Below are 24083 nucleotides of genomic sequence, written 5' to 3'. Positions count from 1 at the left end.
ACAAAAATTATCACTCTTAAATCTTGCTCATTTTTTAGCATTTAAAATACCCTCAATGATGCTGATTATTTTTGAATGATTGGTTTGGGTGCTATATTTTTGTGCTATGTTAGATGCATTATGTTTATAAGCTCCTAACAATCTTTTATCAAGTCCATTCAAAACCCTCGCAACATCTTCAGCTTCAAATCCATTTGCACACTGACCAATATTAAACTCCTCTATCAAAGATTTTACTTCAAAGATTGGGGTAGAAACCACGCATAATCTTGATTGGATATATTCAAAAAATTTATTAGGTAAAGCATAGGTATTATTGAACCCATTTTTAGGTAAAGTAATCAAACCAATATCAAAACGATTGCAAAAAGGAATAATATCTTCCATGCACACGGGGGCTAAAAATTTCAAGTTTGAAATATTTTGAGCTTCTTGTTGCATTCCTTCAATAAAACCTTTTTGATTGCTCAAACCCATTATGTTCAAACAAAACCTTTCATCCAATAAATGGGCAATCTGAAGTAAATTTTTTGAATGCCTATCAGGACTCAAAAATCCATGATAGATGATTTCAAATCGACAAGAAAGCTTAGAAGGCACAAGGTCAAAAAATGGCGGCAAAGAATAAAAAATTTCACAAGCAATTCCAAAATCTTTTTGATATCTCATAGCAATGCCCTCACTCACAGTGATAGCAAAATCAACACAAGGTAAATACTGCGTACATAAATATTTAAAAAATACCCCAAAAGTCTCTAACCACAAAAAATCATTTTCATACTCAAGAGGATAATATTCCCTCAAGTCAATTAAAATTTTTGTATTTGGATGCCTCAAAACATAATCTGAAGCAAAAGGTAAGAGCGTAATATCTTCAACTATAATCAAATCTAACACCGGTATAGAAGTTAAAATATCTGTTATAACCCTACGATTTGGAGTATAAATCAATTTATCAAATTCTCTATTGTAACAATAACTTTGAATGATTTGATCCTCTTTTTGAGTTCGTTGTTTTGAACTCTTAGCAGCAGGAAAGGAAAAACACTCAATCCCTTGTATAAAAGATCCTTCCTTACTGATGGCAAATATTTTATATTCTTCTTGAAGCATTTTTATCATGCGAAATGGTCGCGGTCGTTTGGCAATATCAAAATCACAAAGAATAGCTATTTTTCTTTTCACAATCATCCCCAGATTTCAACAAAAAACTATACCCACTTACAGGCAAAACACAAATGATTCTTTTTTTCTTATTTTTTTCTAAAATAATTTTAAAAGGTCTGCTCAATGCTTCTCTTTTACCACAATATGGTCTACCAAAACGATCAAAATATATCCTAGCTCCCCTAAGCTCTTGGCAAAATTCATCTGCTTGTACATAAAATTTTTCTAATCCATAAGCTTCATGCAACCTCACAAAAACACTAGAATTGTTTTTGCACATATCAGAAATATTTTTATTATTATAGCCACTCAAACATTTCCTATCATTCCCTTCTATGGCAATAATATCTCCATCCATTGGACGACCATCATAATGTGTTGTGGGTGCAAAACGAGGTGTATCTACATAAATACTATAACTAAACATTGTGTATTTACCTGTGAAATGAAATTGTATCTGCCACATAGGATTAAGCAGTATAAGACCATTAGGATCGATACTCCTAAAGCGATTCACAAGTCCTTTTGTCTGGTTCAATTTTGTAAAAACTAAATCATCATTTAAAGCCAAATGACGCGTATAAGCAATATGTTCAAGCAAAGATTTTGCTGCTTGATTGAGTGTATTATCATTTCTTAAGAAAGCAAAAGAAGCGAGTATGCCAAGAATGACCACAACAATAAGTATTTCAAATAAACTGAATGCGGATCTCATTTCTTTAACTTGATGATATTATAAGAACGGATATTCCTACCCATATATTCTATACCAATATCTCCTTTCCTGCCATTTGGAATCTTGATGAGACGAAAATCTTTACTATCTTTGATACCATAAAATCTTAATCGTAATGCAAGTTTATCATCTTTGAGATGGATGGCTTCAATACCATATTGTTTTAGTGCTTTTGCGATTTCTTTAGCCATATAATAATTTGAAGCAAAATTATCTTTTGAAGTAAAAAAATAACTCCATTTATTGCCAAATAAAATAAATATCTCCAAAAATAAAGTGATAAAAACAATTAAAAAACGCATCTTATAACGACTTCTAAAACGAGGCAATCGAATCCTCATATCATTAAAAAAACTCTTAATCATTAATGGCAACCCTACCACACTCATCGGGATAAAAATCTCAGAATCAACATTTTGTCGGATAGATAGCAAAAGTGCAAATACAACACTAGTAACACTAATATAAATCATCAAATTATCTTCATACTTTGTAATTGCCCAATAAAGTGCATAGCTGTAATAAATGAATAAAAAAGGTGAAAAAAGCATTGCCATCTCACTCAAAATATCCAAAAAATGCCCTTGAGGTCTCCCCCCAATATCCATATTAAATAGATACATATTGATAGCAAATCCACAAAGACAATAAATAATGGTTCTTGGCATTTTATTCTTAATAGCATAAAAAGTCACGGCTAAAAACAACACACTTGAACTGCTATCAATAAAGATACTAAAGAATAATACAATATAAGGAATTTTTTTATAACGAATATTGATATAACAAACCAATAAAGATATGAAAATAATAAATCCACTTTTAATAACTAACATAGCACTAAAATTAACACCCGGCAACATTGCATAAATCAAAACGGCAAAAAGACTATCTGTAGGCTTTTTAAGATAATTTCTGCTGATAGCATAAATCAAAAGCATATTAAAAAAATGGAGTAAAATAAAAGGAACCCTCAAAGCATAATCGTTCTGACCAAAAATCTCTACGCTCAAACGAACCAAATCAAATATAAAATTTTTTTCATAAAAAAAACCATAAGCCTCTTTATAACTAATTGATATTTGTCCTATCATCAAAAATTGTAAAGAAACGCTCAAACAAGCAATGATGAAAAATAAAATATCAACAACATCTAAAGATCTCTTAGTATGGCTATGACTCTCTAGCCAAAATCTTATATATAAAACAACCCCTTCAAATGTAACCATTAAAAAATCTCATTGAATCTATATCCATATTCCAATAACTTAAATCTGATAGCTTCTTTATGCTCTCTACCCTTGGTTTCTAAAGCCATTGTAACACTTGCATCGCCATAATCCAAACTTGTACTCACCCTATCATAGTCGATTTGAACAATATTTGCCCCAACCTGTGTCAAAATATCTGTAAGCTTTTGTAAACTGCCGGGTTTATCTATTAAAATTACTTTAAATTTCATCTTTCTGTCAGATTTAAGCAATCCTTTCTCAATAATCAAATTCAACATTGTCACATCAATATTACCCCCACTCAAAAGGACACCTATTTTATCAGTAGGTTTCAGATTGATTTTTTTATGCAAAAGAGCAGCTACACCAGTAGCTCCAGCACCTTCAACAACAAGTTTTTGATTTTCAAGCAAATACAAAATCCCACTTGCTATCTCCTCATCATCAACTTCAGCAATATCATACACACCATCACAAATATAGCGATAATTTTTTTCATTCACATCACGTACAGCAATCCCATCTGCAATTGTACGAACAGATTCTATTTTTTGTATCTTGCCTTTTTTAAAGCTTTCCCTCATTGCTTTAGCTCCTCTAGCCGTAACACCTATAACCTTCACATTAGGCTTGAGTGCCTTGTAAACACTTGCAATACCACCAATCAAGCCACCCCCGCCAATGGGGACTAAAATAATATTCAAATCAGGCTGTTCTTCAATCATCTCAAGACCAATACTTCCCTGTCCTGCCATAACCTCATCATCGGCAAAAGGATGGATAAAATGAAGTTTTTGCTCTAAAGACAATTTCAAAGCATATGCGTATGCCTCATCATAGTTATCCCCAGCCAAAATCACTTCTGCACCAAATCTTTTAGTCGCAATGACTTTAAGCAAAGGAGTTGCTTCAGGCATAACAATAACCGCACGAATACTAAAATGACTAGCAGAATACGCCACTCCTTGAGCATGATTCCCAGCAGAAGAAGCAATGACTCCATTTTTTCGCTCTATTTCACTCATCCCTGCAATTTTATTAAAAGCTCCACGTATCTTAAATGCCCCAGTTCTTTGGAGGTTTTCTTTCTTCAAATAAATTTGTGCACCGACTTCTTGACTCAAACGTGGGGCAAAAGAAAGAGGGATTGATTCTATAATTGATTGGATTCTACTTTGAGCTTGCCGTATCTTTTCCAATTCAATCATTTTTTTCTCCTAATATTTTTTGGTGTTCAATTTTAATACATTTATTTTCTATTACAAAAATATCTCTTGACATCAACATATCTTTGGCTATCTGATTATATATCCCTAATTGCATCCAAAAAATCTTAGGCAAAAAATTTGCACACAAAACATCTTGAGCAATACTCTGGCAAGCTTCACTTTTGCGGAATACAACCACAATTTCAGGTTTATGAACATCTAAGGCTTCTTTAATATCCCTATAAACCTTTTCCCCTAATATAAACTCTTCTTTAGGATAAATAGGCAATATAATATAACCCATTTCTTGCAAATACTTCCCTACAATATAGCTGTCTTTACTCATATCTGGACTCAAACCTATAATAGCAATTTTTTTAGCTTGTTTTAAAATTTGATCCACTTTATGCACTTTTTATCCTTTTGATATCACGTAAAAATACTGGCAAGGCAATCAAAATGCCTGAAATCAAAATCAATAATATCCCTATACTACTTATAAAATCAGGAAAACTATCACCCAAAAATAATCCCAACACTATACCCCAAACAATTCGACTATAATCAATTGGTGCGACAATCCCTGCTGGAGCGAGCATATAAGCACGAGTCAAAAAATGTTGCCCAAAAGTACCTGCCAACCCCATTGCTAAGATATACACCCATTCGATCCCATTAGGAAAATTCCAACCGACAGAAAGAGGTGGTATATATACAAACATTCCTATACCTCCTATCAAAGACATAGTAATCCCAAAAGCAAATACAACACTTTTTTCATCAAAATAATCACGCAAGCTCCTCAAAGTAACAAATGCTAACGCTGCACTCACTCCACTAAAAATACCTGCAAAAACATTTTTCATTCCCAAACCATCTGTGCCTGGATGAGAAATAAAAATCACACCACCAAACCCAATAATCGTAGCAAAAATAACTGAAATACTAGGTCGTTCACGCAAAAAAATTATTGAAAAAATCACAGTATAAATTGGAACACTTTGAGCAAATGCTGTCGCTGTACCTAAAGGAATAGTGGCAATATTATAAAACAAAGCAAGCATACTCAACCCACCAATGACAGCTCTAAAAATAAGTTTCCCCCAACCTCCTTTTTTCTTATTTGAATTATTAGGTGGAAAAAATGCAAACAATCCTAGAACAAAAATAACCATTACAAAGGATCTGAAAAATATATTTTCCATTGGAGAGAGCTGCGGGGAAAGAATTTTTACAAAAGCATTCATCAAAGCAAAGCTAAAAGAAGAAGCTGCCATATAAAAAATTCCTAAACCAGTTTGGGAATATTTCATTACTATCCCTTGAGATAAAATTTATTCAAAGTATAAAACACTTTTGATTTTTCACCCTTAAATTTTCAATAAATCAATAAGATTTCAATAGATTTTCATTCTTTAATATTTTTAAGAATAATTCAAAAAACTCGTAGTAAAATTTAAGATAAAATAAATGACTGGGAAAACCCAGCATTTATTAAAAGGAAGATAATGCGAAGTTAAAGCAATGTGGCTCATTGCTTTAACTAAAAATCACGATTTACAAACTAAACAACCAAACTAAAGGAGACCCACACCACAACCACACCAACTCTCCTTTAGCTAAAACAACTTAAACAATTAGGAATTTATTTATTTTTCATTTTATGTGGATTACCTTCACCTCCTATATAAGAGATTTTTCCATCAATAATGTCATATGCCTGTCCAAAACCTTTCACAAATCTACCTTTTGAGAAATTCAAACGGACAAGATGAAAATCCATCATATTGCGAATGGTTTTAATCCCACCTGCTCCACCTGTATGCTCTACAAAAGTATCAAAAACTTTTTCAAATTCTTCGTTTCGAGAGATAAATTCGACTTCAGTTTTATACCTCAATCGTTTCCTTAAAATTACAGATTTTGCTTTGCATTCATCCTCAATGAACATCACTTCAACATTTTTTGGATATGCCCTAAGACTCTCATAATGTTCACTAACTTCGCTGATATAGATATAAAATTTTCCTCCACACTTCAAAAGAGGGGCATAAGAACAAATAGCTTGATTTGAAGGATGGATACTTGAAATAATGACGGAACCAAATTCATTGATAAAATCTTCAATTTCCTTCTTCACTAAATCAATATCCAATGTCTTAGGAACACTCTTACAAAGATCTATAATAGCGTTCTTCAAGCCATCTTGCATATCAGAAACTTTTTGGGGAAAATCTATCCTAAAAGTCTTATCTGAATCATAACCTATATCCATCCCCATTGAATCAACGTTCAAAAGTTTTGAATTTTGAGGATTTGATATTTGAGCGAACTTTTTTAAAAGACCTGCTAATTCTGCTTGATGATGCTCATTCATATGAGCAATCACACTTCCTACTTCCATTTTTGTTCCTTTAGTTCTAAAATGTCATATTGACATTTATAATTTAGCGTTTGTTTTTAAATTAAACAGCATTTTAAAACAAGTTTCCTTAAAATAATATAAAAATAGTAATTATTATCATTTTATATAAAAATACTGTCAGCTCTTAATACGTAAACTATTCCCTACAACTAAAAGAGAGCTCACACTCATACTAAAGGCTGCCAAAAGAGGAATAATAAATCCCATCATTGCCAAAGGTATCATTAAAATATTATAAAAAATACTCAGTGCAATATTTTGCTTGATAGCTAAATAACTCTTTTTAGAAATCTCAAAAGCTTTTAAAAGTGTTTTAAGTTTATCATCAAGAACAACAATATCTGAAGAAGCAATCGCAATATCACTGCCAGCACCCATTGAAATCCCAACATCGCTTTTGCTTAAAGCTAAAACATCATTAATCCCATCCCCTATCATCACAACAACCTTGCCTTCCTTGTGATAAGAATCCACAATCCCAACTTTTTCTTCAGGCATTAAAGCTGCTTTATAATGTTTGATACCAAGCTCTTGAGCTATTTTTTTCACTACAGGCTCTTTATCCCCACTAAGGATTTTTACTTCAATATTTTTTTGTGATATATTATTTATAAATTCTTTTGCATCTTCTTTCAAAACATCTCTTAGTAAAAATATTGCTACCAACTCTCCATCTACAGCATAAGCAAAAGCTGTATCTTCAATCATTTTTGGCTCAAAAACTGTTACTCCTTCAGAACGTAGATACTCTAAGCTCCCACCTAAAAGCCTCTTAGAATCTCCAAACCCACAAATGCCTCTAGCAGGAACCTCACAAAATCCACTGATAGGAAAATTTACCTCTCCTAAATACCTAAGGATACCTTGAGAAATAGGGTGCTTACTGCAAGAAACAAACGCACTTAAAATCTTTTTATCAAATTCTTTAATTTTTATGACTTCAACTACATCAGGTTGTCCAAGCGTCAATGTACCAGTTTTGTCTAAAAGTACCACATCTGCTTTAGCCATTCTTTCCAAAAAAGAAGCTTCCTTAAAGACTAATCCATTTTTATAAGCCTCTCCCAAACCAATTACAGTTGCTATGGGTGTGGCTAAAGCCAAAGCACAAGGACAAGAAATCACAATCACAGAAATTGCTATGATTAAAGAATGTTCAAACCCAATACCCCCAAAATAATACCACCAGAGTAAACTCAAAGCCCCAATACCTAAAACGGCTTTTGAAAAATATTGTGATATCGAATTAGCCAATGTTTGTATATGAGGCTTATGGGCAATACAATCTTCTAAAATCCTTATCAACCGGCTCATTAAAGAGTCTTCAAAAATTTTTGAAACCCTATACACAAAACTTTTATTGCCATTCACATAGCCAGAAAAAACCCTATCTCCCTCACAAATCCAAACAGGCAAAGATTCTCCATTCACAAATTTCGTATCTAACCAAATACCCTCACCTAATAAATACCCATCTAATGCCAATGCTTCTGCAGGCAATACTTCAATAATATCTCCTATTTGAACCTCTTGAGGAGTTTTGATAACTCGTTGATTGTTTTCCAAAACAACAACATTATTAGGGATTTTTGAATTCAATTTATCCAAAGCATCCCCTGCAGTTTTTTTAGATTTTACCTCTAAAAACTTCCCTGCAAATACAATCGTAACAATCATTGCTACTGATTCAAAATAAGTCTCACCAATGCCTGATAAAGCTGCATAAATAGAATAAAAATAAGTTAAGCTTGCTCCTGTACAAACCAACAAATCCATCCCAACAAATCCATTCTTAAGCCCATAATATGCACCTATAAAAAATACCCTACCTGTATAAAATAACACTGGTGTCGACAAACAAAAAGAAACTAAATTTAAAACCCCTTTCATTTCTTTACCCATACCCAAAAAATACCCTGCATACTGAGCTACAGCTATCCACATAATATTCATTGTACAAAAAATAGCAATCACTAAAGAAATATAGTAAGTTTTACGCTCTTTTTTAGATCTCATCTCTTGTATTTGTGGATCATACACACAAGCATCATAACCAATAGAACGTATCAAAGAAATAATTTTTGAAGGTGAAATCTTACAATCATCGTAAGTGATCTTAACACGATTATTTGTATAATTTACGCTTGCCTCATAAATACCTTCTTGAAAATTTAAAACTTTTTCATTTAGCCAAACACATGCAGCACAATGAATACCTTCTAAAATTAAAGAAATTTGGCATAAACCTTCTTTATTATAAATATATTTTTTTGCAAACGCTGGAGTGTCAAATAAAGCCAAATCTTTTTTATTTATTACCTTTTGAGCTGGTTGGAGAGTCTTGTCCCCAAGCTTATCATAAAAACTTTCTAAACCGCTTTCGTGCAATAAATAATATACACTCTCACATCCATTACAACAAAAATACAATTCTTTGCCATTTCTGCTTGAATGTTTCAAAACATTTTCTGGATACTCCAAATGGCAATGCGAACACTTCATTGTTTTTCCTTCAAAAAATCCATATCCACATCATCAGAAAAAACCTTAATACTATATGTATTTGTCCTTGTGTAAATATCTTTGACTTCTTGGGTATTATCTGTTTGTATACTAGAGTTGTGGGTAATGAGTGGAGGCAAAACCCTTAAACTTGATTTAGTATTGATCCTAGCTTGGCAAAGGATTAAGCTTGCTTCTTTATCCAAACGCGGATAAACAAACCTTATAACTTCTGCATTCAGCCCCACTGCCCTAAGGGTGTAAAAAACACGATGAGACTCCTTAGCATCATAACAAAACACAAAACTACCCTGTGGTTTTAAAAACCTTTTTACCTGCATACAAAGTTTATCAAAAGGTAAAGATTCTTCACTCCTTGCTACTTTGATACGATGATTTTTTGCACTAACAGCTCCACTTCGATAAAAAGGTGGATTGGATAAAATCACATCAAATTTAACCTTTGAAGTAAAATCTAAAAAATCACCTTGTATAACATCTGCTTGTATACCTGCAGATTTAGCATTGAGTTTTGAAAGAAAAACAACAAGCATATCAAGTTCAATCATCATAAGTTTACAACCACTTTCTTTTGCACACAACAAACCCACTACACCACTCCCTGATCCTACATCCAAAATAAAGTGAGTTTGTTTCAAAAAACTTCTAGCAAAATCATACAAAAATAAACTATCACTATTGTAACAATACCCATCAGCAAGCTGATAAATTTTTAAGATTTTTTTATCCATAATAATGCATCATTTCCTAATTTATGCGTATATAGAAGCTCTCCATCCCAAAAAAATCCTTTTGAAAAAATATTTTGCCTTAAAGTAGGTGAAAAATGAATCAAAAACATATCAATGAATGACTCCAAAGACTCAAAAAGCTCCCAACCCCCTTCAATGACATTAAATCCATCCTCTAACCCAAGTCCTAAAACCTCTGAACTCATCATTACTTTTCGATCTAAAACATCAAAAATAGGAGCTGTATTGTCTAAAATATCTTCCCTGCTCAAAACCATAACATCTGTTACTTTTTCACTATACATCTCATTAGCATGCCTAGAATCCAAGATGGGTCTATCATTTCGTAATGTCTTACCAGAAATAATTATTTTATCAGCAATACTGCGTTGATTGTGCGTAAATTCCCTAGATTCTTTTCCGGAAATAAGACCACTTTTATAGTCCCCATTCAATCTTTGTGCAAGTTTAAAAAGATTAAAGCTCCCTTTTTGTGACAAACATAAAAAAGGATAAAGCAAATCTTCACATTTCTTTTGCTCTACCCCATAAATCACCTCAATACCTGCTTCTTGCAATCTATTGATTCCACCTTGTGCTTGTGTTTTTTCTAATGAACCTACCACCACCCTTTTTGGTCTAATATCTTCCAAAAGTTTAGCACAAGGAGGTGTTTTTCCATAATGATTACAAGGTTCAAGGGTAATAAATACACTACATCCTCTGAACATTCCACAATGATTTTCTTCTAAAAAATTATGTATTTCTTCAGGAGTTTGTCCTATACATTTTTTTGAAGTGAGTTTTTCATAAGCAATCTTAAGTGCATTGACCTCTGCATGATAAGTACCGCTTTTTTGATGTGCACTCAAGGCTAAAATCTCTCCATTATCACCTACTATCATAGCCCCTACAGCAGGATTTGGTAAGGTCAAAGTTTGATATCGCCATGCCTCATTGATACATAAAGACATTAATAAATTAATATCTTCCACTCTCTCTCCTTAAAAAAATATTTGCTAGTAAAATCCATCTATTCTTACAAAAGCTATCATTTTATCTATAAACCATAAGTTCCAAAATATCTCTATAAAAGTAAATAATTTTATTTCTTTTAATACACAATTATATGTTATAATTTTGATATTCAAACTTTAAAATCCAAAAATCTTAGGTTTCAAATCAATGCAATCAAAATTCATCCAAATAAAAAATGATATCTTTGCTGGTATTGTTGTCTCTGTAGCTCTTATCCCTGAAGTAGTAGGCTTTAGCCTTGTGGCTAATTTTGATCCAATTGTTGGTCTTTATACGGCATTTATCTTAGGGCTTATTGCATCTATTTTGGGGGGCAAACCCGGAATGGTAAGTGGTGCAGCAGGATCAATGGCAGTAGTGATAGTTTCGCTTTCTGTAAATCATGGTTTATCTTATGTTTTATGGGCAATTATCCTAGCAGGGATCTTTCAAATATTCATTGGAATTTTCAGATTAGGTAAATTTATCCGTTTTGTACCCCAAACAGCAATTTTTGGGTTTGTAAATGGTTTGGCTGTTGTCATTGCAATGAGTCAATTACAATTTTTCAAAGGTGAAGGTATTGCAATATATATAATTGTAATCATTACGATGCTTATTATGTTTTTCCTACCCAAATTTACTAAGGCTGTTCCTGCAGGTCTTGTAGCTATCGTTAGTTTGGGTTTATTATCTTACTTTTTGCATTTGGATACAAAAACCGTAGCCGATCTGGGCAATATGAGTGGTGATTTACCACACTTTTCTCTGCCTCAAGCTCCTCTAAATTGGGAAACTTTCAAGATAATCTTGCCTTATGCAATCATATTAGCTTTAGTAGGGCTAATAGAGTCCTTACTGACACTCTCAGTGCTTGATGAACTCAAAGGTAAAAAAGGCAATAGCAATAAAGAGTGTATCGCTCAAGGGCTAGGGAATGTAACTTGTGGTTTTTTTGGAGCAACTGCAGGATGTGCGATGATTGGACAAAGTATTATCAATTCAACTTCAGGTGGAACCACAAGACTTTCTTCTATCACAGCAGCAATCTTGATTATCATTTTTGTTGTAAGTCTCTCAAATATTATTGGCGAAATTCCTATTGGTGTCCTTGTAGGGATTATGTTCATAGTATCTATCAAGACCTTTGAATGGGCAAGCTTCTCGCGTTTAAAGAGCATGAACAGAGCAGATGCTTTTGTATTAATATCAGTGACTATTATCACGATATTTGCAGATCTAGCAATAGCTGTAATTACCGGAGTCATTATCTCTGCTCTTGTATTTGCCTATCAAAATGCAAAAATCAAAACATCTATAAAATTTCAAAAAGATGGTACGAAAATATATGAACTTGAAGGTCCTTTATTTTTTGGCTCATCATCTCATTTTCTCAATGAACTTTTTGACATAGAATCTGATCCACAAAATGTAATATTTGACTTTCATAAAGCTAGGGTAATGGACAGCAGTGGTATCGAAGCAATTGATAAAATCACCAAAAAATATATAGCCAAAGGCAAAAGTCTCAAATTACGACACCTCAGCCCTGACTGCAAAAAATCTCTTTCACTAGCACAAAAATATTGTACTTATGAACTTGATGATCCTAATTATAAAGTTGCATTAGATTAATATTTGCTACTTTTAAAAAAATGGCAAATATAAAAATCCATTGATGACTAAAGAATTGACCAAATCAATAAAAAATGCTCCTACCAAAGGAACAACAATAAAAGCAGCATGTGAATAGCCATAGTGGTTTGTAACCGTCTGCATATTAACCATTGCTGTGGGTGTCGCACCCAAACCAAAGCCGCAATGCCCTGCAGCAAAAACCGCTGAATCATAATCTTTCCCACAAAAACGAAAGGTTACAAAAATCGCATACAATACCATCACAACAACTTGAGCAATCAAAATCACAATCATTGGCAATGCCAAAGCAACCAACTGCCATAAATTAATAGTCATCAAAGCAAATGCTAAAAATAATGATAAACTCACATTCCCAAGTACAGCAACTTCACGATCAAAAACTTTATGTATATTGAGCATTGAAAGCATATTCCTTAGAATAACACCTACAAAAAGACACCAAACAAATGTAGGCAATGTAAAAAATTGATTCATTAATTCTGAAACACTTGTCCCTATCAATAGTGCAATTGCAATCAAAGCTAAAGATTCCACAAAACTTGAAGAGGTGATTAATCTTTCTTTTTTAGGTGATTCAAAACCTACTGGTGCTATATCTTCTTTGTCATTCACACCTGGTGTTTTGAGCTGATATTTTTTTATCAAATATCTTGCCACAGGTCCTCCAATAATACCTCCACTGATCAATCCAAAAGTAGCACAAGCCATCGCCACTTCCATTGCTGGAGCAAAATCATAAGGATCCTTTTTAAATACTTCTGCCCAAGCAGCACCTGTGCCATGCCCTCCACTCATCGTTATAGAGCCACCTAGCATTCCAATAAGTGGATTAACACCCATTGCTTGAGCTATCCCAATACCAATAATATTTTGCAAAAACAATAAGCCTACAACGATAATTAAAAATATCCCTAACATTTTGCCACCCTTCTTCAGAGAAGCAAAATCTGCACTCAAACCAATAGAAGCAAAAAATGCCAACATCAAAGGGTCTCTTAAAGATGAGTCAAATTTAAATTCCAAATGAAAAAAATGATAAACAATCAATACTAAAAATGCCGCTATCACACCTCCAACAACTGGCTCTGGAATATCATAATCTTGTAAAAACTTGACTCTCTTAATAATCAAACGTCCAATCAACAAAACTCCTACCATACAGACCAAAGTTGCATAAACATTGAAATCCATTACTTGCATTTTCTTCCTTTTTCAATTTATTCTATCCAAGCAATATTTATTCTATGAAACTTTTGCTTAAACTACAAAAATGATTCCATTAGGATAGAAAAACTGCTTATAATAATGCCTCAAAAAATTTTATATATTTTTTCAATCAAAAATAATAAGGAGATTCCAAATGAATACCGTCTTACAAATAGGTGCAGGTGGGGTTGGAGGAGTCGTTGCTCACAAACTCGCAATGAATAGAGGAGTTTTTACAAAAATCATCTTAGCAAGCAAAACACTTTCTAAAGTCCAAAAAATAGCAGAAAATATTCGTAAAAAGGGACTTGGAGAAATTATTTGTGAAAATGTAAATGCTGATGATATTGCTGCTCTTGTCTCCTTGATAAATAAATATAAGCCCACAGTAGTTATCAATGTCGCACTCCCCTATCAAGATCTTACTATCATGCAAGCTTGCCTAGAGACAAAAACACATTATATTGATACAGCCAATTATGAACATCCTGACACAGCTAAATTTGAATATAAAGAACAATGGGCTTTTAATCCTGCTTATAAAGAAGCTCAAATATTTGGATTATTAGGATGTGGTTTTGATCCTGGTGTCACTAATATTTTTTGTGCTTATGCACAAAAACATTATTTTGATGAAATTTATTCAATAGATATTCTTGATTGTAATGCTGGGGATCACGGTTATGCTTTTGCGACTAATTTTAATCCTGAAATAAACCTACGAGAAGTTAGCTCTAAGGGAAAATACTGGGAAAATGGTAAATGGATAGAAACACAACCTATGGAGATTATGCAAGTATGGCCATATCCTGAAATAGGTGAAAAAGATTCTTATCTACTCTATCACGAAGAACTTGAATCATTAGTAAAAAACATTCGAGGCTTAAGACGAATCCGATTTTTTATGACATTTTCACAAAATTACCTCAACCATATGCGTTGCCTACAAAATATTGGTATGCTAAGGATTGATGAAATAGATCACAATGGAACCAAAATAATCCCTATTCAATTCCTCAAAACTCTTTTGCCTGACCCTTCAAGCCTAGCAGGACGCACAAAAGGAAAAACAAATATTGGTTGTTATATGCAGGGGACAAAAAATGGAATAGAAAAAACAATTTATATTTACAATGTATGCGATCATCAAGATTGTTACGAAGAAGTCAATGCACAAGCCATTAGTTATACGACAGGAGTACCTGCTATGATAGGAGCAAAACTAATTTGTGAGGGCAAATGGGGAACAAAAGTATCTGGACCAGGCGTATTCAATATGGAAGAGCTCGACCCTGATCCTTTTATGGAAGAACTCAATGCACAAGGACTACCCTGGCAAATCATTGAAAAATAAACGATACACACAGAGGCATCTCCTCTTTTTCCTCATTAAATTAAAACCATACAAAAATCCTAAAACACACTTCAATATAGCAAATAACTAACATTACTATAATTCAAGATCATAAAATATCCCCAATTAAGTCTAAAAGCCTTGCTTGATATATCGAACAACAAAAAATATCACAATAGATTATTTTAAGACAAATTCAAGTATAATCTATGAGCCTATATATTCAACATTAAAACTTAATTTCCATAAGGTATTAAAAAATTGTATTTCAAAAAACTAATTATTTTGTTACTATGTTTTGGACTTTCTATCCTGTATGCAGAAAAGATTAACTCTATAAAATATCAGGGATTATTATACATGTCTCCAATGCTTGCTGGAGAAGTTACAAATATCCAAGAAGGTGATACATTAGATCTATCTAAATTGAATAAAGCTATCCTTGCTCTTTATAATCAAGGTTATTTCAAAGATGTTTATGCTACTTTTGACAAAAGTATACTAATTTTTCATTTCACTGAAAAACCACGAGTAGCGAGCATAGAAATCAAAGGATATGGGACAGAACAAGAAAAAGAAACCCTCTATACTCAAATGGGTATCAAAAAAGGCGATACTTTTGATGAGCAAAAGCTTGAAAAAGCAAAAAATACTCTAAAAACCATCCTAGAATATCAAGGCTATTATGGCACAGTAGTTGAAACTGATATAACCCCTGTAACAAACGATGGAGCTTATGCTATTGTGCTGAATGTAAATCGTGGCGATAATATTATTATCAGAAAAGCAACCTACGAAGGGAGAGAAAAACTCAAAAAAAAAGATTTAGAATCCTTAAGTGCAAATAAACAGAGAGATTTTATGGGCTGGATGTGGGGACTCAATGATGGTAAATTACACCTAAATGAATTAGAATACGATAGCCTTCGTATCCAAGATGTTTATATGAGGCATGGTTTTTTAGATGCAAATGTTTCTTCACCATTTTTAGATGCAAATTTCTCTACCTATAGTGCAAACCTTTATTACAAAATAGTTGAAGGCACTCAATATAAAGTCTCTGATGTAGAAATAAATATTGATGATGAAGTCGTCCCAATCTCCAAACTCCTAAAATCAATCAAAATCAAAAAAAATGAAATTTTTAACATTGAAAATTTGCGTGCAGATACTCAAATCTTAAAAAGAGAGGTAGCAGACAAAGGCTATGCATTTGCAGTAGTCAAGCCTGATTTAGATAAAAATGAAGCTGAAGGGAGTACAAAAGTAATCTATCATATTCAAGTTGGGGATAAAGTCCATATCAGCGATGTTATTATCTCAGGGAATACTCGAACAAGCGATCGAATCATCCGACGTGAAATCCTCTTAGCCCCCGGAGATCAATACAGTCTTAGCAAAGTAAATGATTCTGAAAATGCTCTGCGAAGGCTTGGTTTTTTTGATAATGTCAAGATTGAAGAAAGAAGAGTAAGCTCAGATGCTATGGATTTGCTTGTAAGTGTTCAGGAAGGCAGGACAGGACAATTACAATTTGGATTGGGCTATGGGAGTTATGGAGGGCTAATGATCAATGGCTCTGTGAGTGAACGAAATCTCTTTGGGACAGGTCAAAGCGGTAGTGTCTATGCCAATATTTCTACCGGTACAGGTCAAAGCTATAATGGTATCAGGAATAGCGGTAGACAGTTTTCAGGCAATATTTCCCTATCCAATCCTAGAATCTTTGATAGCAGATACAGTGGCTCTGCGAATCTATATGCTAACTACTATGTCAATTACCAATATGTCGAACAATCCGGAGGATTTGGCATTACAGCTGGTCGACTCATAACCAATACACTCAGGGCAAGCTTGGGTTATGATATCAATGTAACTAAAACTTTCAATTTTTCCTCTCCACTTTATGAACGTTATTACGCTTCAGATAAGCAAATCGTAGGAAATGACCTGAGTGGTTTTGCAAGGGGTATTTGGAACAAAGACTATCATATCCCAATCGCAAGTTCTATTACCCCTAGCATTAATTTTGATAATACTGATGACTACTACTTCCCAAAAAATGGTATCATCGCTTCAGCATATGCTCAATTTAATGGACTTGGTGGTAATGTCAGGAATACAAAATTATATGCAAAATTCGCTGCATACTATCACCTCAAAAAACTCATTGGTTTAGATTTTATAGCCAGATACAAAGCCCAAGGAGGGTATATATTCCGCTATAGCCCTCAAGACTTTATGGCTATCAATAATACCTTTTATATGGGGGGTGTGAGTACAATAAGAGGATTCCAAAGCGGGTCTATATCTCCACGAGATGTTTATGGATTATGGGTTGGAGGGGATGGACTTTTTACTAATTCTGTCGAACTCAGTTATGGGATTTTAGAAGCAGCCAAAATGAGGATTTCAGGTTATTTTGATTACGGTTTCATAACTTATAAAGGCTATAGTAAAGATAATAAAACTGCTGATTTTCAAGATTATGGCGTACCAAAAAGAGGTTATGAACATTTAGAATGGAGAGCTGCTACTGGTATTGCCTTAGAATGGGTATCACCAATGGGTCCAATTGTTTTAGTATTCCCTATTAAAGTTTTCAACAAACAACCAGGAGACTATACCTCAAATTTTGAATTCACAATGGGAACGAGATTTTAAAGGATTATCAATGAAACGAATAAGCAATCAAGAAATACTCCACTTGATGAAAAATGCATCCCTTAAAGAGCTTGGAGAAATGGCAAATAAAACAAAACAAAAGTTACACCCCGATAAAATCACAACCTTTATCGTTGATCGCAATATCAATTACACTAATATTTGTTGGGTAGATTGTAAATTTTGTGCTTTCAAAAGACGACTCAATGAAGAGGGTCAATATATCTTGAGCTTTGAAGAAATTGATAAAAAAATTGACGAACTCATTGCCATAGGAGGGACACAGATTCTTTTTCAAGGCGGCGTACACCCAAAACTCAAAATTGACTACTATGAAGACTTGGTTTCTCACATCCATCAAAAATACCCTACTATCACTGTACACGGATTTTCTGCTATTGAAATAAACTATATTGCTAAAGTTTCCAAACTCAGTATCTCTGAAGTCTTATCAAGGCTAAAATCAGTAGGTTTGAGTTCTATACCCGGTGCTGGAGCAGAGATCTTAAGCGATAGGGTTCGTGATATCATCGCACCTAAAAAACTAGATTCTGATGAATGGATAGAAGTACATAAACTTGCACACAAACTAGATATTAAAAGTACAGCTACTATGATGTTTGGTAGTGTTGATGAAGATGAAGATGTAGTAGAGCATTGGGATAGAGTTAGGAATCTTCAAGATGAAACAGGAGGATTCAGAGCTTTTATCCTCTGGAGTTTCCAGCCAAGAAATACTCCCCTTCAAGAAGAAATGCCTCACCTAAAAAAAGCCTCTTCAAACCGATATTTAAGACTTCTAGCTTGCAGTCGGCTTTACTTGGATAATATTAAAAATATTCAAAGCTCATGGGTAACACAAGGATCACACATTGGTCAACTAGCACTTCTCTTTGGTGCGAATGATTTAGGTAGCACTATGATGGAAGAAAATGTTGTCGCTGCTGCAGGAGCAAGCCATAGTATGAATGAAGAAGAAATGATACACCTCATCAAAGATATTGGCGAATACCCTGCAAAAAGAAACACAGCTTATGAAATCCTCAAAAGGTATTGAATGAAAAAATCCATCATCACATTATTATTATTTATAGGAGTTTCTATGAACGCAAACAACCTAAATGAATCCATTAAGTTTTATGAAATCAAAGATATCAAAATCCCTGTGATTTATGAAGAATCCAAACTTTTACCCACAGGCTTCATTCGTTTTACCTTTGTTGGTGGGGGGAGCGTAAGTGATGGAGATAAAATTGGACTCGCTAAACTTTCTGCAAGTCTTCTAAATGAAGGGACTAAAGAACTTGGTGCAACAAAATTTTCAGATCTGCTTGAACAAAAAGCAATCAGCTTAAGTTCAGTTTCAGGTAGTGATACCTTAAATATTGAATTAAGCTACCTCAAAGAACAAGAAAAAAATGCTATTGGCTTCCTAGCAGATTTACTAAAATCCCCCAACCTCTCATCTAATGCACTAAAAAAAGTCCAAACCAAAACCATCTCAAATCTCTTGGATAAACAAAGTGATTTCGACTACATAGCTAATACAACTCTTCAATCAATGCTATTCAAAAATACCCCATTAGCACAACCACCATTAGGCACTGTTAAAAGTGTAGGAAATATCAAACTCGCAGATATCAAAAATTATCTCCAACAAAATCTTTCACTCTCTCGTCTCATAATAATTATAGGGGGGGATATAGATATAAATAAAACCCTATCTTTACTCAAACCCATTCTAAATACACTACCCTTAGGAGAAAAATCCCAGACACATCATTATAATGCCAACCCCAAACCACAAAAAAAGATAATCTATAAGGATACACAGCAAGCTTATATATATTTTGGTTCACCTTTTGTCGTTAAAGACCTCAAAACAGAATCTTATAAAGCAAGGGTAATGTCTTTTATATTAGGCTCAAGTGGCTTTGGAAGTCGCTTAATGGAAGAAATTCGTGTCAAAAGAGGCCTAGCTTATTCAGCATATATGAGGATTATACCTGGTAAAATAACAAACTACACAACAGGCTATTTACAAACTCAAATCAAAAACCAAGATGAAAGTATTGACTTGGTCAAAAAAGTTATTGATGATTTCATCAAAAATGGTGCCACTCAAGAAGAACTTGATGGAGCAAAAAAATTCCTCTTGGGTTCAGAACCATTAAGAAATGAAACACTCTCAGAACGTGTATCTACAAAATTTTACAATTTTTATTTAGGGCTTCCACTTGATTTTAACAAAACACAGCTTGAACAAATCAAAAATCTAACCCTCAAAGAACTCAATGACTACATCCGTTCACACGCTGAAATAAAAGATCTCACTTTTAGTATCCTCACAAAAAAGGAGGTAAAATGAGTCATTTTGAAACCATCATTGGTCTTGAAGTGCATGTCCAACTCAACACCAAAACAAAAATTTTTTGCTCCTGCCCTACAAGCTTTGGTGAATCACCCAATATTAATGTATGTCCAACTTGTCTTGGATTGCCAGGTGCTTTGCCTGTTCTGAATCGTGAAGTCGTCAAAAAAGCTATTCAATTTGGTACCGCTATCCAAGCACAAATCAATCAAAATTCAATTTTTGCCAGAAAAAATTATTTTTACCCAGACTTGCCAAAAGCTTATCAAATTTCACAATTTGATGTCCCTATTGTCGGTAAAGGTAATATAGAAATAGAGCTCAATGGGAAGAAAAAAATCATTGGCATCACACGTGCACATATGGAAGAAGACGCGGGTAAAAACATTCACGAAGACGAGTATTCCAAAGTGGACTTGAATCGTGCTTGCACTCCTTTATTAGAAATAGTTTCAGAACCAGATATGCGTAATAGTGATGAAGCTATAGCTTATCTAAAAAAACTCCATTCAATCGTAAGATTTATTGGAATCTCTGATGCCAATATGCAAGAAGGTAGCTTTAGGTGTGATGCTAATGTCTCTATCAGACCACATGGAGACTGTAATCTATACACAAGAGTAGAAATAAAAAATCTCAATAGCTTTAGATTTATCCAAAAAGCCATAGAATATGAAATACAACGACAATCAGAAGCTTGGGAAGATAACAAATACAACCAAGAAATCATTCAAGAAACAAGACTTTTTGATACAGAAAAAGGCGTCACTCGCTCCATGAGAGGAAAAGAAGAATCAGCTGATTACAGATATTTCCCAGATCCAGATCTTTTGAATGTTTATATTGATGAAACTTTGTTTAAAGAAGGAAGAGAAATTGCAGAACTCCCTGATGAAAAAAAAGAACGTTATATCAAAGAGTTTGGCATCAAGGAAAGTGATGCACTTGTGGTAACTAGCAATCTAGAAATGGCTAATTATTTTGAAACAATGTTAGCACAAGGAGCATCACCCAAAGCAAGTATTACTTGGCTAACTGTGGAATTGATTGGGAGGCTCAAAGGCGAATCAACCCTTCAAAATTGTAACATTGATGCAAAAACTTTGAGTACTTTAGTAAAAAGGATTGAAGAAGGTAAAATCAGTGGCAAAAGTGCTAAAGAAATCCTTGATGTCCTCATAGAAAAAAAAGGTGGGGATATAGATAACCTTATTGAATCTCTTGGACTTGCTCAAATCAATGATGATAAAGCAATCTTACAAGCTATTGAAAATGTTTTAAATGCCAATGCAGACAAAGTAGAAGAATATAAAAACGGGAAAGATAAATTACTTGGATTCTTTGTAGGGCAGGTAATGAAAAATGTAAAAGGTGCCAATCCCAACCGACTCAACGAACTCCTCAAAGAAAAACTCCATTGATAAAATCTATTAGTATTTTTATCTTAGCCTGTATATTTGAAGTAGGTGGAGGATATTTGATATGGATATGGATGAAACAAAATCAAAGTATTTGGATAGGATTATTTGGGGCTATTTGTATTGTTATCTATGGGTTAATAGCAACCTTACAGACAGATAGTTTTGGCAGAGTGTATGCTGCTTATGGTGGTATTTTTATCATATTTTCATTATTATGGGCTTGCTTTATTGATGGATTTAAGCCAGACAAATACGATATTATAGGTTCTATTGTCATACTCAGTGGAGTAAGCATTATGATGTATTCCCCACGTCAATAGAAAAAACTAAAAATTTTTCAATACGCCATCAAGGATTCTTTTGACCTTTTCTTGACTTTCTTTTGGAACATATTTTTCAATAACTTTATTTGCTCCTTTATTGATAGCTTTAATCGTTTCTTTTTTCAATAATTCACTTGCATCAATTTCTACTTTTGGAGCATTCAAATCCCCTTTAAGCAAGGTATAAATAAAATCTTTTCCGAAAGTCAATTTGATTTTTGAATCAATCTTATTTTTGCCTAAATCAATTTTCATTTTATCAGAATCTACTTTGAGTTGATCATTTTGTATATTTAACTTCGCATCTAAAATTTTTTTATTTAAGCTAGATGAAAATTTCACATCATCAAAAATTTGTTTTGTTATATCAAAATTAGTATATTTTTTTATCATATAGGTAAAATCATTCTGTGTGAATTTACCATTTTGCATGATGAGATTGAGCTTACCTTTTTGGGTCTCTAAATCATAATCAAGATTTCCGGAAGCGAAAGCATCAAATACATCAGGCACATCAAAAAAGATTAAAATATTTTCTACTGGTATATTTTCAAGATCTGCCTTTAAATGATGATTTTCAAGAATACCCTTAAGCCTCCCCCCTAAATCATCTGAATTAAAGTCAATAAAATAGTTATTTGGAGCATATTGCATTTTACCATTTAAATCAAAAGCACCTTTCATAGGCATACCTGTAATAAAATGTAACTTTTTTAAATCTGGCAAAGATAAATTATAATCGCCTTTGAAAGAATTTTCAATCAAATTCAAATCAATTTTTGGAATCTTAAGACTCCCTAAAGAAGAATCAAATTCAACATTCATCTTGCCAATACCTTGATTTAAAAACACACCTACTTGGGTATTAAAAATAGTATGTGGCATATCCAAGCCTAAATGTTTTTTTATTGGCACATTCATGGTATTCCCAGTCATGTTTGCTGCAACTTTAAGTGAAAGATTTTTATTAAAATCACTTACATTACCCTTAATATCAACTTCTCCATCAATATATTGAGGCTGATATAACATCCACAAGATTTTATTTATACTCAATTTTTTAATATCAAAATGAATACTATCAAGGTTAAAGTTCTTTAAAGCTACCTGATAGGCACTTTTAGAATTTGCGATGTCAGCTTCACCTTCAATGTTTAAAGATTCTTTGACTCTTTTTATCTTACCCAAAGCTTCAAAATTACCTCTAAGAGGGATTTTAAAAAATGGTGTTAATGGAGCAATATCTATCAAATCTATATGATAAACATTATCAATTTTGCCAGTCTGTGTTTCTATCGTCCCATTTGAAGCTATATCACCGAGATTAGAATTTAAATTGAAACGATTTTTAATCAACTTATCCTCAAAATCACCCTCTATATTCAACAAGAAATCCGTCTTAGGTATCGTGATTTTAAAATCATTTTTTACTAAAGCTGTATCCAAACTGCCATCTTGAACCTGCAAAACAGCTTCACCTAAAAGATTTTTTTTGTCATCAGACTCAAGGTTTGCTTGTGCTTTCAAAACACCTTTTACATACGACTTTTGACCCAAAAGAGGTAATAAATTTTGCAAATTCAAATGTGCAATATCCACTTCCAACGCATTGAGAGAAAAATTTTTCAATCTAGCTTGAAGATGTGTTTTAGAATCAGCAATATCACTACAAACATGCACTAATAAATCCCGGAATTTACCTTTCAAAGAAGACTTAATTTTGAATTTCCCATGGTAGGGAGAATCAACTCCTGCAATAGAGCTGTCAAATACGATGTTGATTTTACCATCAACTTTTTGAGTCCAGAGTGAAAAAATACTTTTCAAATCAATCTGCAAATCATCATTATGTTTTAAGGAAGCCTCCAGATTTGAAAACCTTAAAGAAAATTTTTCTAACTCTAATGGAATGGGAAAATGCCTATTGATTTGAGATTGCACAAAGGGTTTTAATAAATCATTCCCTATTTGGGTAAAAAGTAAAATATAAAATAAAACCAATAAAAAAACAATACTCCCTATGAACCACAAAATAAATTTTTTCAC

The 24083-nt window shown here is 33.3% G+C and carries 19 protein-coding genes; 7 read left to right on the top strand and 12 right to left on the bottom strand.

Annotation, left to right across the window (positions count from 1 at the left end; genetic code table 11):
• Window positions 1-27 precede the first annotated feature (27 nt).
• The 10 genes from BKH44_RS03035 to ribD all read right to left on the bottom strand — a co-directional run bounded on the left by BKH44_RS03035 (window position 28) and on the right by ribD (window position 11017).
• A complete protein-coding gene (locus tag BKH44_RS03035; RefSeq protein ID WP_095269943.1) occupies window positions 28-1185 on the bottom strand; it encodes a capsular biosynthesis protein in 1158 nt (385 codons plus the stop codon).
• Window positions 1157-1882 carry a type II secretion system protein gene (locus BKH44_RS03030; RefSeq protein WP_095269941.1) on the bottom strand — a complete coding sequence of 242 codons (726 nt, stop codon included), beginning with the start codon at window positions 1880-1882 and terminating at the stop codon, window positions 1157-1159. Before BKH44_RS03030 ends, BKH44_RS03035 begins: the two co-directional genes overlap by 29 nt.
• Window positions 1879-3132: a glycosyltransferase family 39 protein gene (locus tag BKH44_RS03025; protein WP_095269939.1), complete on the bottom strand. Its 1254-nt coding sequence runs from the start codon at window positions 3130-3132 to the stop codon at window positions 1879-1881. Before BKH44_RS03025 ends, BKH44_RS03030 begins: the two co-directional genes overlap by 4 nt.
• Entirely contained in the window at window positions 3132-4343 is a 1212-nt protein-coding gene (ilvA, locus tag BKH44_RS03020; protein WP_095269938.1) for a threonine ammonia-lyase, read from the bottom strand. The genes BKH44_RS03025 and ilvA overlap by 1 nt, the downstream gene beginning before the upstream one ends.
• Entirely contained in the window at window positions 4336-4755 is a 420-nt protein-coding gene (locus tag BKH44_RS03015; protein WP_257842576.1) for a CoA-binding protein, read from the bottom strand. Before BKH44_RS03015 ends, ilvA begins: the two co-directional genes overlap by 8 nt.
• On the bottom strand, window positions 4748-5656 hold the full coding sequence (locus BKH44_RS03010; RefSeq protein WP_095269936.1) for a DMT family transporter: 909 nt from the start codon (window positions 5654-5656) through the stop codon (window positions 4748-4750). The genes BKH44_RS03015 and BKH44_RS03010 overlap by 8 nt, the downstream gene beginning before the upstream one ends.
• 332 nt (window positions 5657-5988) lie before the next feature.
• Window positions 5989-6747, bottom strand: coding sequence for a HugZ family heme oxygenase (locus tag BKH44_RS03005; RefSeq protein ID WP_095269934.1), 759 nt, complete (start codon window positions 6745-6747; stop codon window positions 5989-5991).
• Between the two features lie 138 nt (window positions 6748-6885).
• Window positions 6886-9270 carry a heavy metal translocating P-type ATPase gene (locus BKH44_RS03000; protein WP_095269932.1) on the bottom strand — a complete coding sequence of 795 codons (2385 nt, stop codon included), beginning with the start codon at window positions 9268-9270 and terminating at the stop codon, window positions 6886-6888.
• Window positions 9267-10022, bottom strand: coding sequence for a methyltransferase (locus tag BKH44_RS02995; RefSeq protein WP_095269930.1), 756 nt, complete (start codon window positions 10020-10022; stop codon window positions 9267-9269). The genes BKH44_RS03000 and BKH44_RS02995 overlap by 4 nt, the downstream gene beginning before the upstream one ends.
• Window positions 10004-11017: a bifunctional diaminohydroxyphosphoribosylaminopyrimidine deaminase/5-amino-6-(5-phosphoribosylamino)uracil reductase RibD gene (gene ribD / locus BKH44_RS02990; RefSeq protein WP_095269928.1), complete on the bottom strand. Its 1014-nt coding sequence runs from the start codon at window positions 11015-11017 to the stop codon at window positions 10004-10006. Before ribD ends, BKH44_RS02995 begins: the two co-directional genes overlap by 19 nt.
• Window positions 11018-11207: 190 nt before the next feature.
• On the opposite strand from ribD, the gene BKH44_RS02985 reads away from it, so the two are divergent.
• A complete protein-coding gene (locus tag BKH44_RS02985) occupies window positions 11208-12674 on the top strand; it encodes a SulP family inorganic anion transporter (protein ID WP_095269926.1) in 1467 nt (488 codons plus the stop codon).
• A gap of 12 nt (window positions 12675-12686) precedes the next feature.
• Here the strand turns inward: BKH44_RS02985 and gltS are convergent, their stop codons facing one another.
• The gene (gene gltS / locus BKH44_RS02980) at window positions 12687-13898 is read right to left on the bottom strand and encodes a sodium/glutamate symporter (RefSeq protein ID WP_095269924.1); all 1212 of its coding nucleotides are present in this window, start codon (window positions 13896-13898) and stop codon (window positions 12687-12689) included.
• A gap of 160 nt (window positions 13899-14058) precedes the next feature.
• Between gltS and BKH44_RS02975 the strand changes: the two genes are divergently transcribed.
• From BKH44_RS02975 to BKH44_RS02950, 6 genes are all read left to right on the top strand, one after another.
• Complete coding sequence (locus BKH44_RS02975) at window positions 14059-15258, top strand: saccharopine dehydrogenase family protein (protein ID WP_095269922.1); 1200 nt, start codon at window positions 14059-14061, stop codon at window positions 15256-15258.
• A 309-nt stretch (window positions 15259-15567) separates the two neighbouring features.
• The gene (gene bamA / locus BKH44_RS02970) at window positions 15568-17922 is read left to right on the top strand and encodes an outer membrane protein assembly factor BamA (RefSeq protein ID WP_095270038.1); all 2355 of its coding nucleotides are present in this window, start codon (window positions 15568-15570) and stop codon (window positions 17920-17922) included.
• Between the two features lie 10 nt (window positions 17923-17932).
• Window positions 17933-18979, top strand: a complete 1047-nt coding sequence (locus BKH44_RS02965) for a dehypoxanthine futalosine cyclase (protein WP_095269920.1) — start codon at window positions 17933-17935, stop codon at window positions 18977-18979.
• A complete protein-coding gene (locus BKH44_RS02960) occupies window positions 18980-20290 on the top strand; it encodes a pitrilysin family protein (protein WP_095269918.1) in 1311 nt (436 codons plus the stop codon).
• A complete protein-coding gene (gene gatB / locus BKH44_RS02955) occupies window positions 20287-21714 on the top strand; it encodes an Asp-tRNA(Asn)/Glu-tRNA(Gln) amidotransferase subunit GatB (RefSeq protein ID WP_095269916.1) in 1428 nt (475 codons plus the stop codon). Before BKH44_RS02960 ends, gatB begins: the two co-directional genes overlap by 4 nt.
• Complete coding sequence (locus tag BKH44_RS02950) at window positions 21711-22034, top strand: YnfA family protein (RefSeq protein WP_095269914.1); 324 nt, start codon at window positions 21711-21713, stop codon at window positions 22032-22034. The genes gatB and BKH44_RS02950 overlap by 4 nt, the downstream gene beginning before the upstream one ends.
• A 6-nt stretch (window positions 22035-22040) precedes the next feature.
• On the opposite strand, the gene BKH44_RS02945 is transcribed toward BKH44_RS02950, so the two are convergent.
• Window positions 22041-24083 (bottom strand): hypothetical protein, encoded by a 2043-nt coding sequence (locus tag BKH44_RS02945; protein ID WP_095269912.1) that lies wholly within the window; start codon window positions 24081-24083, stop codon window positions 22041-22043.

The sequence above is a fragment of the Helicobacter sp. 13S00477-4 genome (genome assembly GCF_002272785.1).
In the GTDB taxonomy this organism is placed as follows: domain Bacteria; phylum Campylobacterota; class Campylobacteria; order Campylobacterales; family Helicobacteraceae; genus Helicobacter_J.
This window is presented reverse-complemented; position numbering and strand designations above follow the sequence as displayed.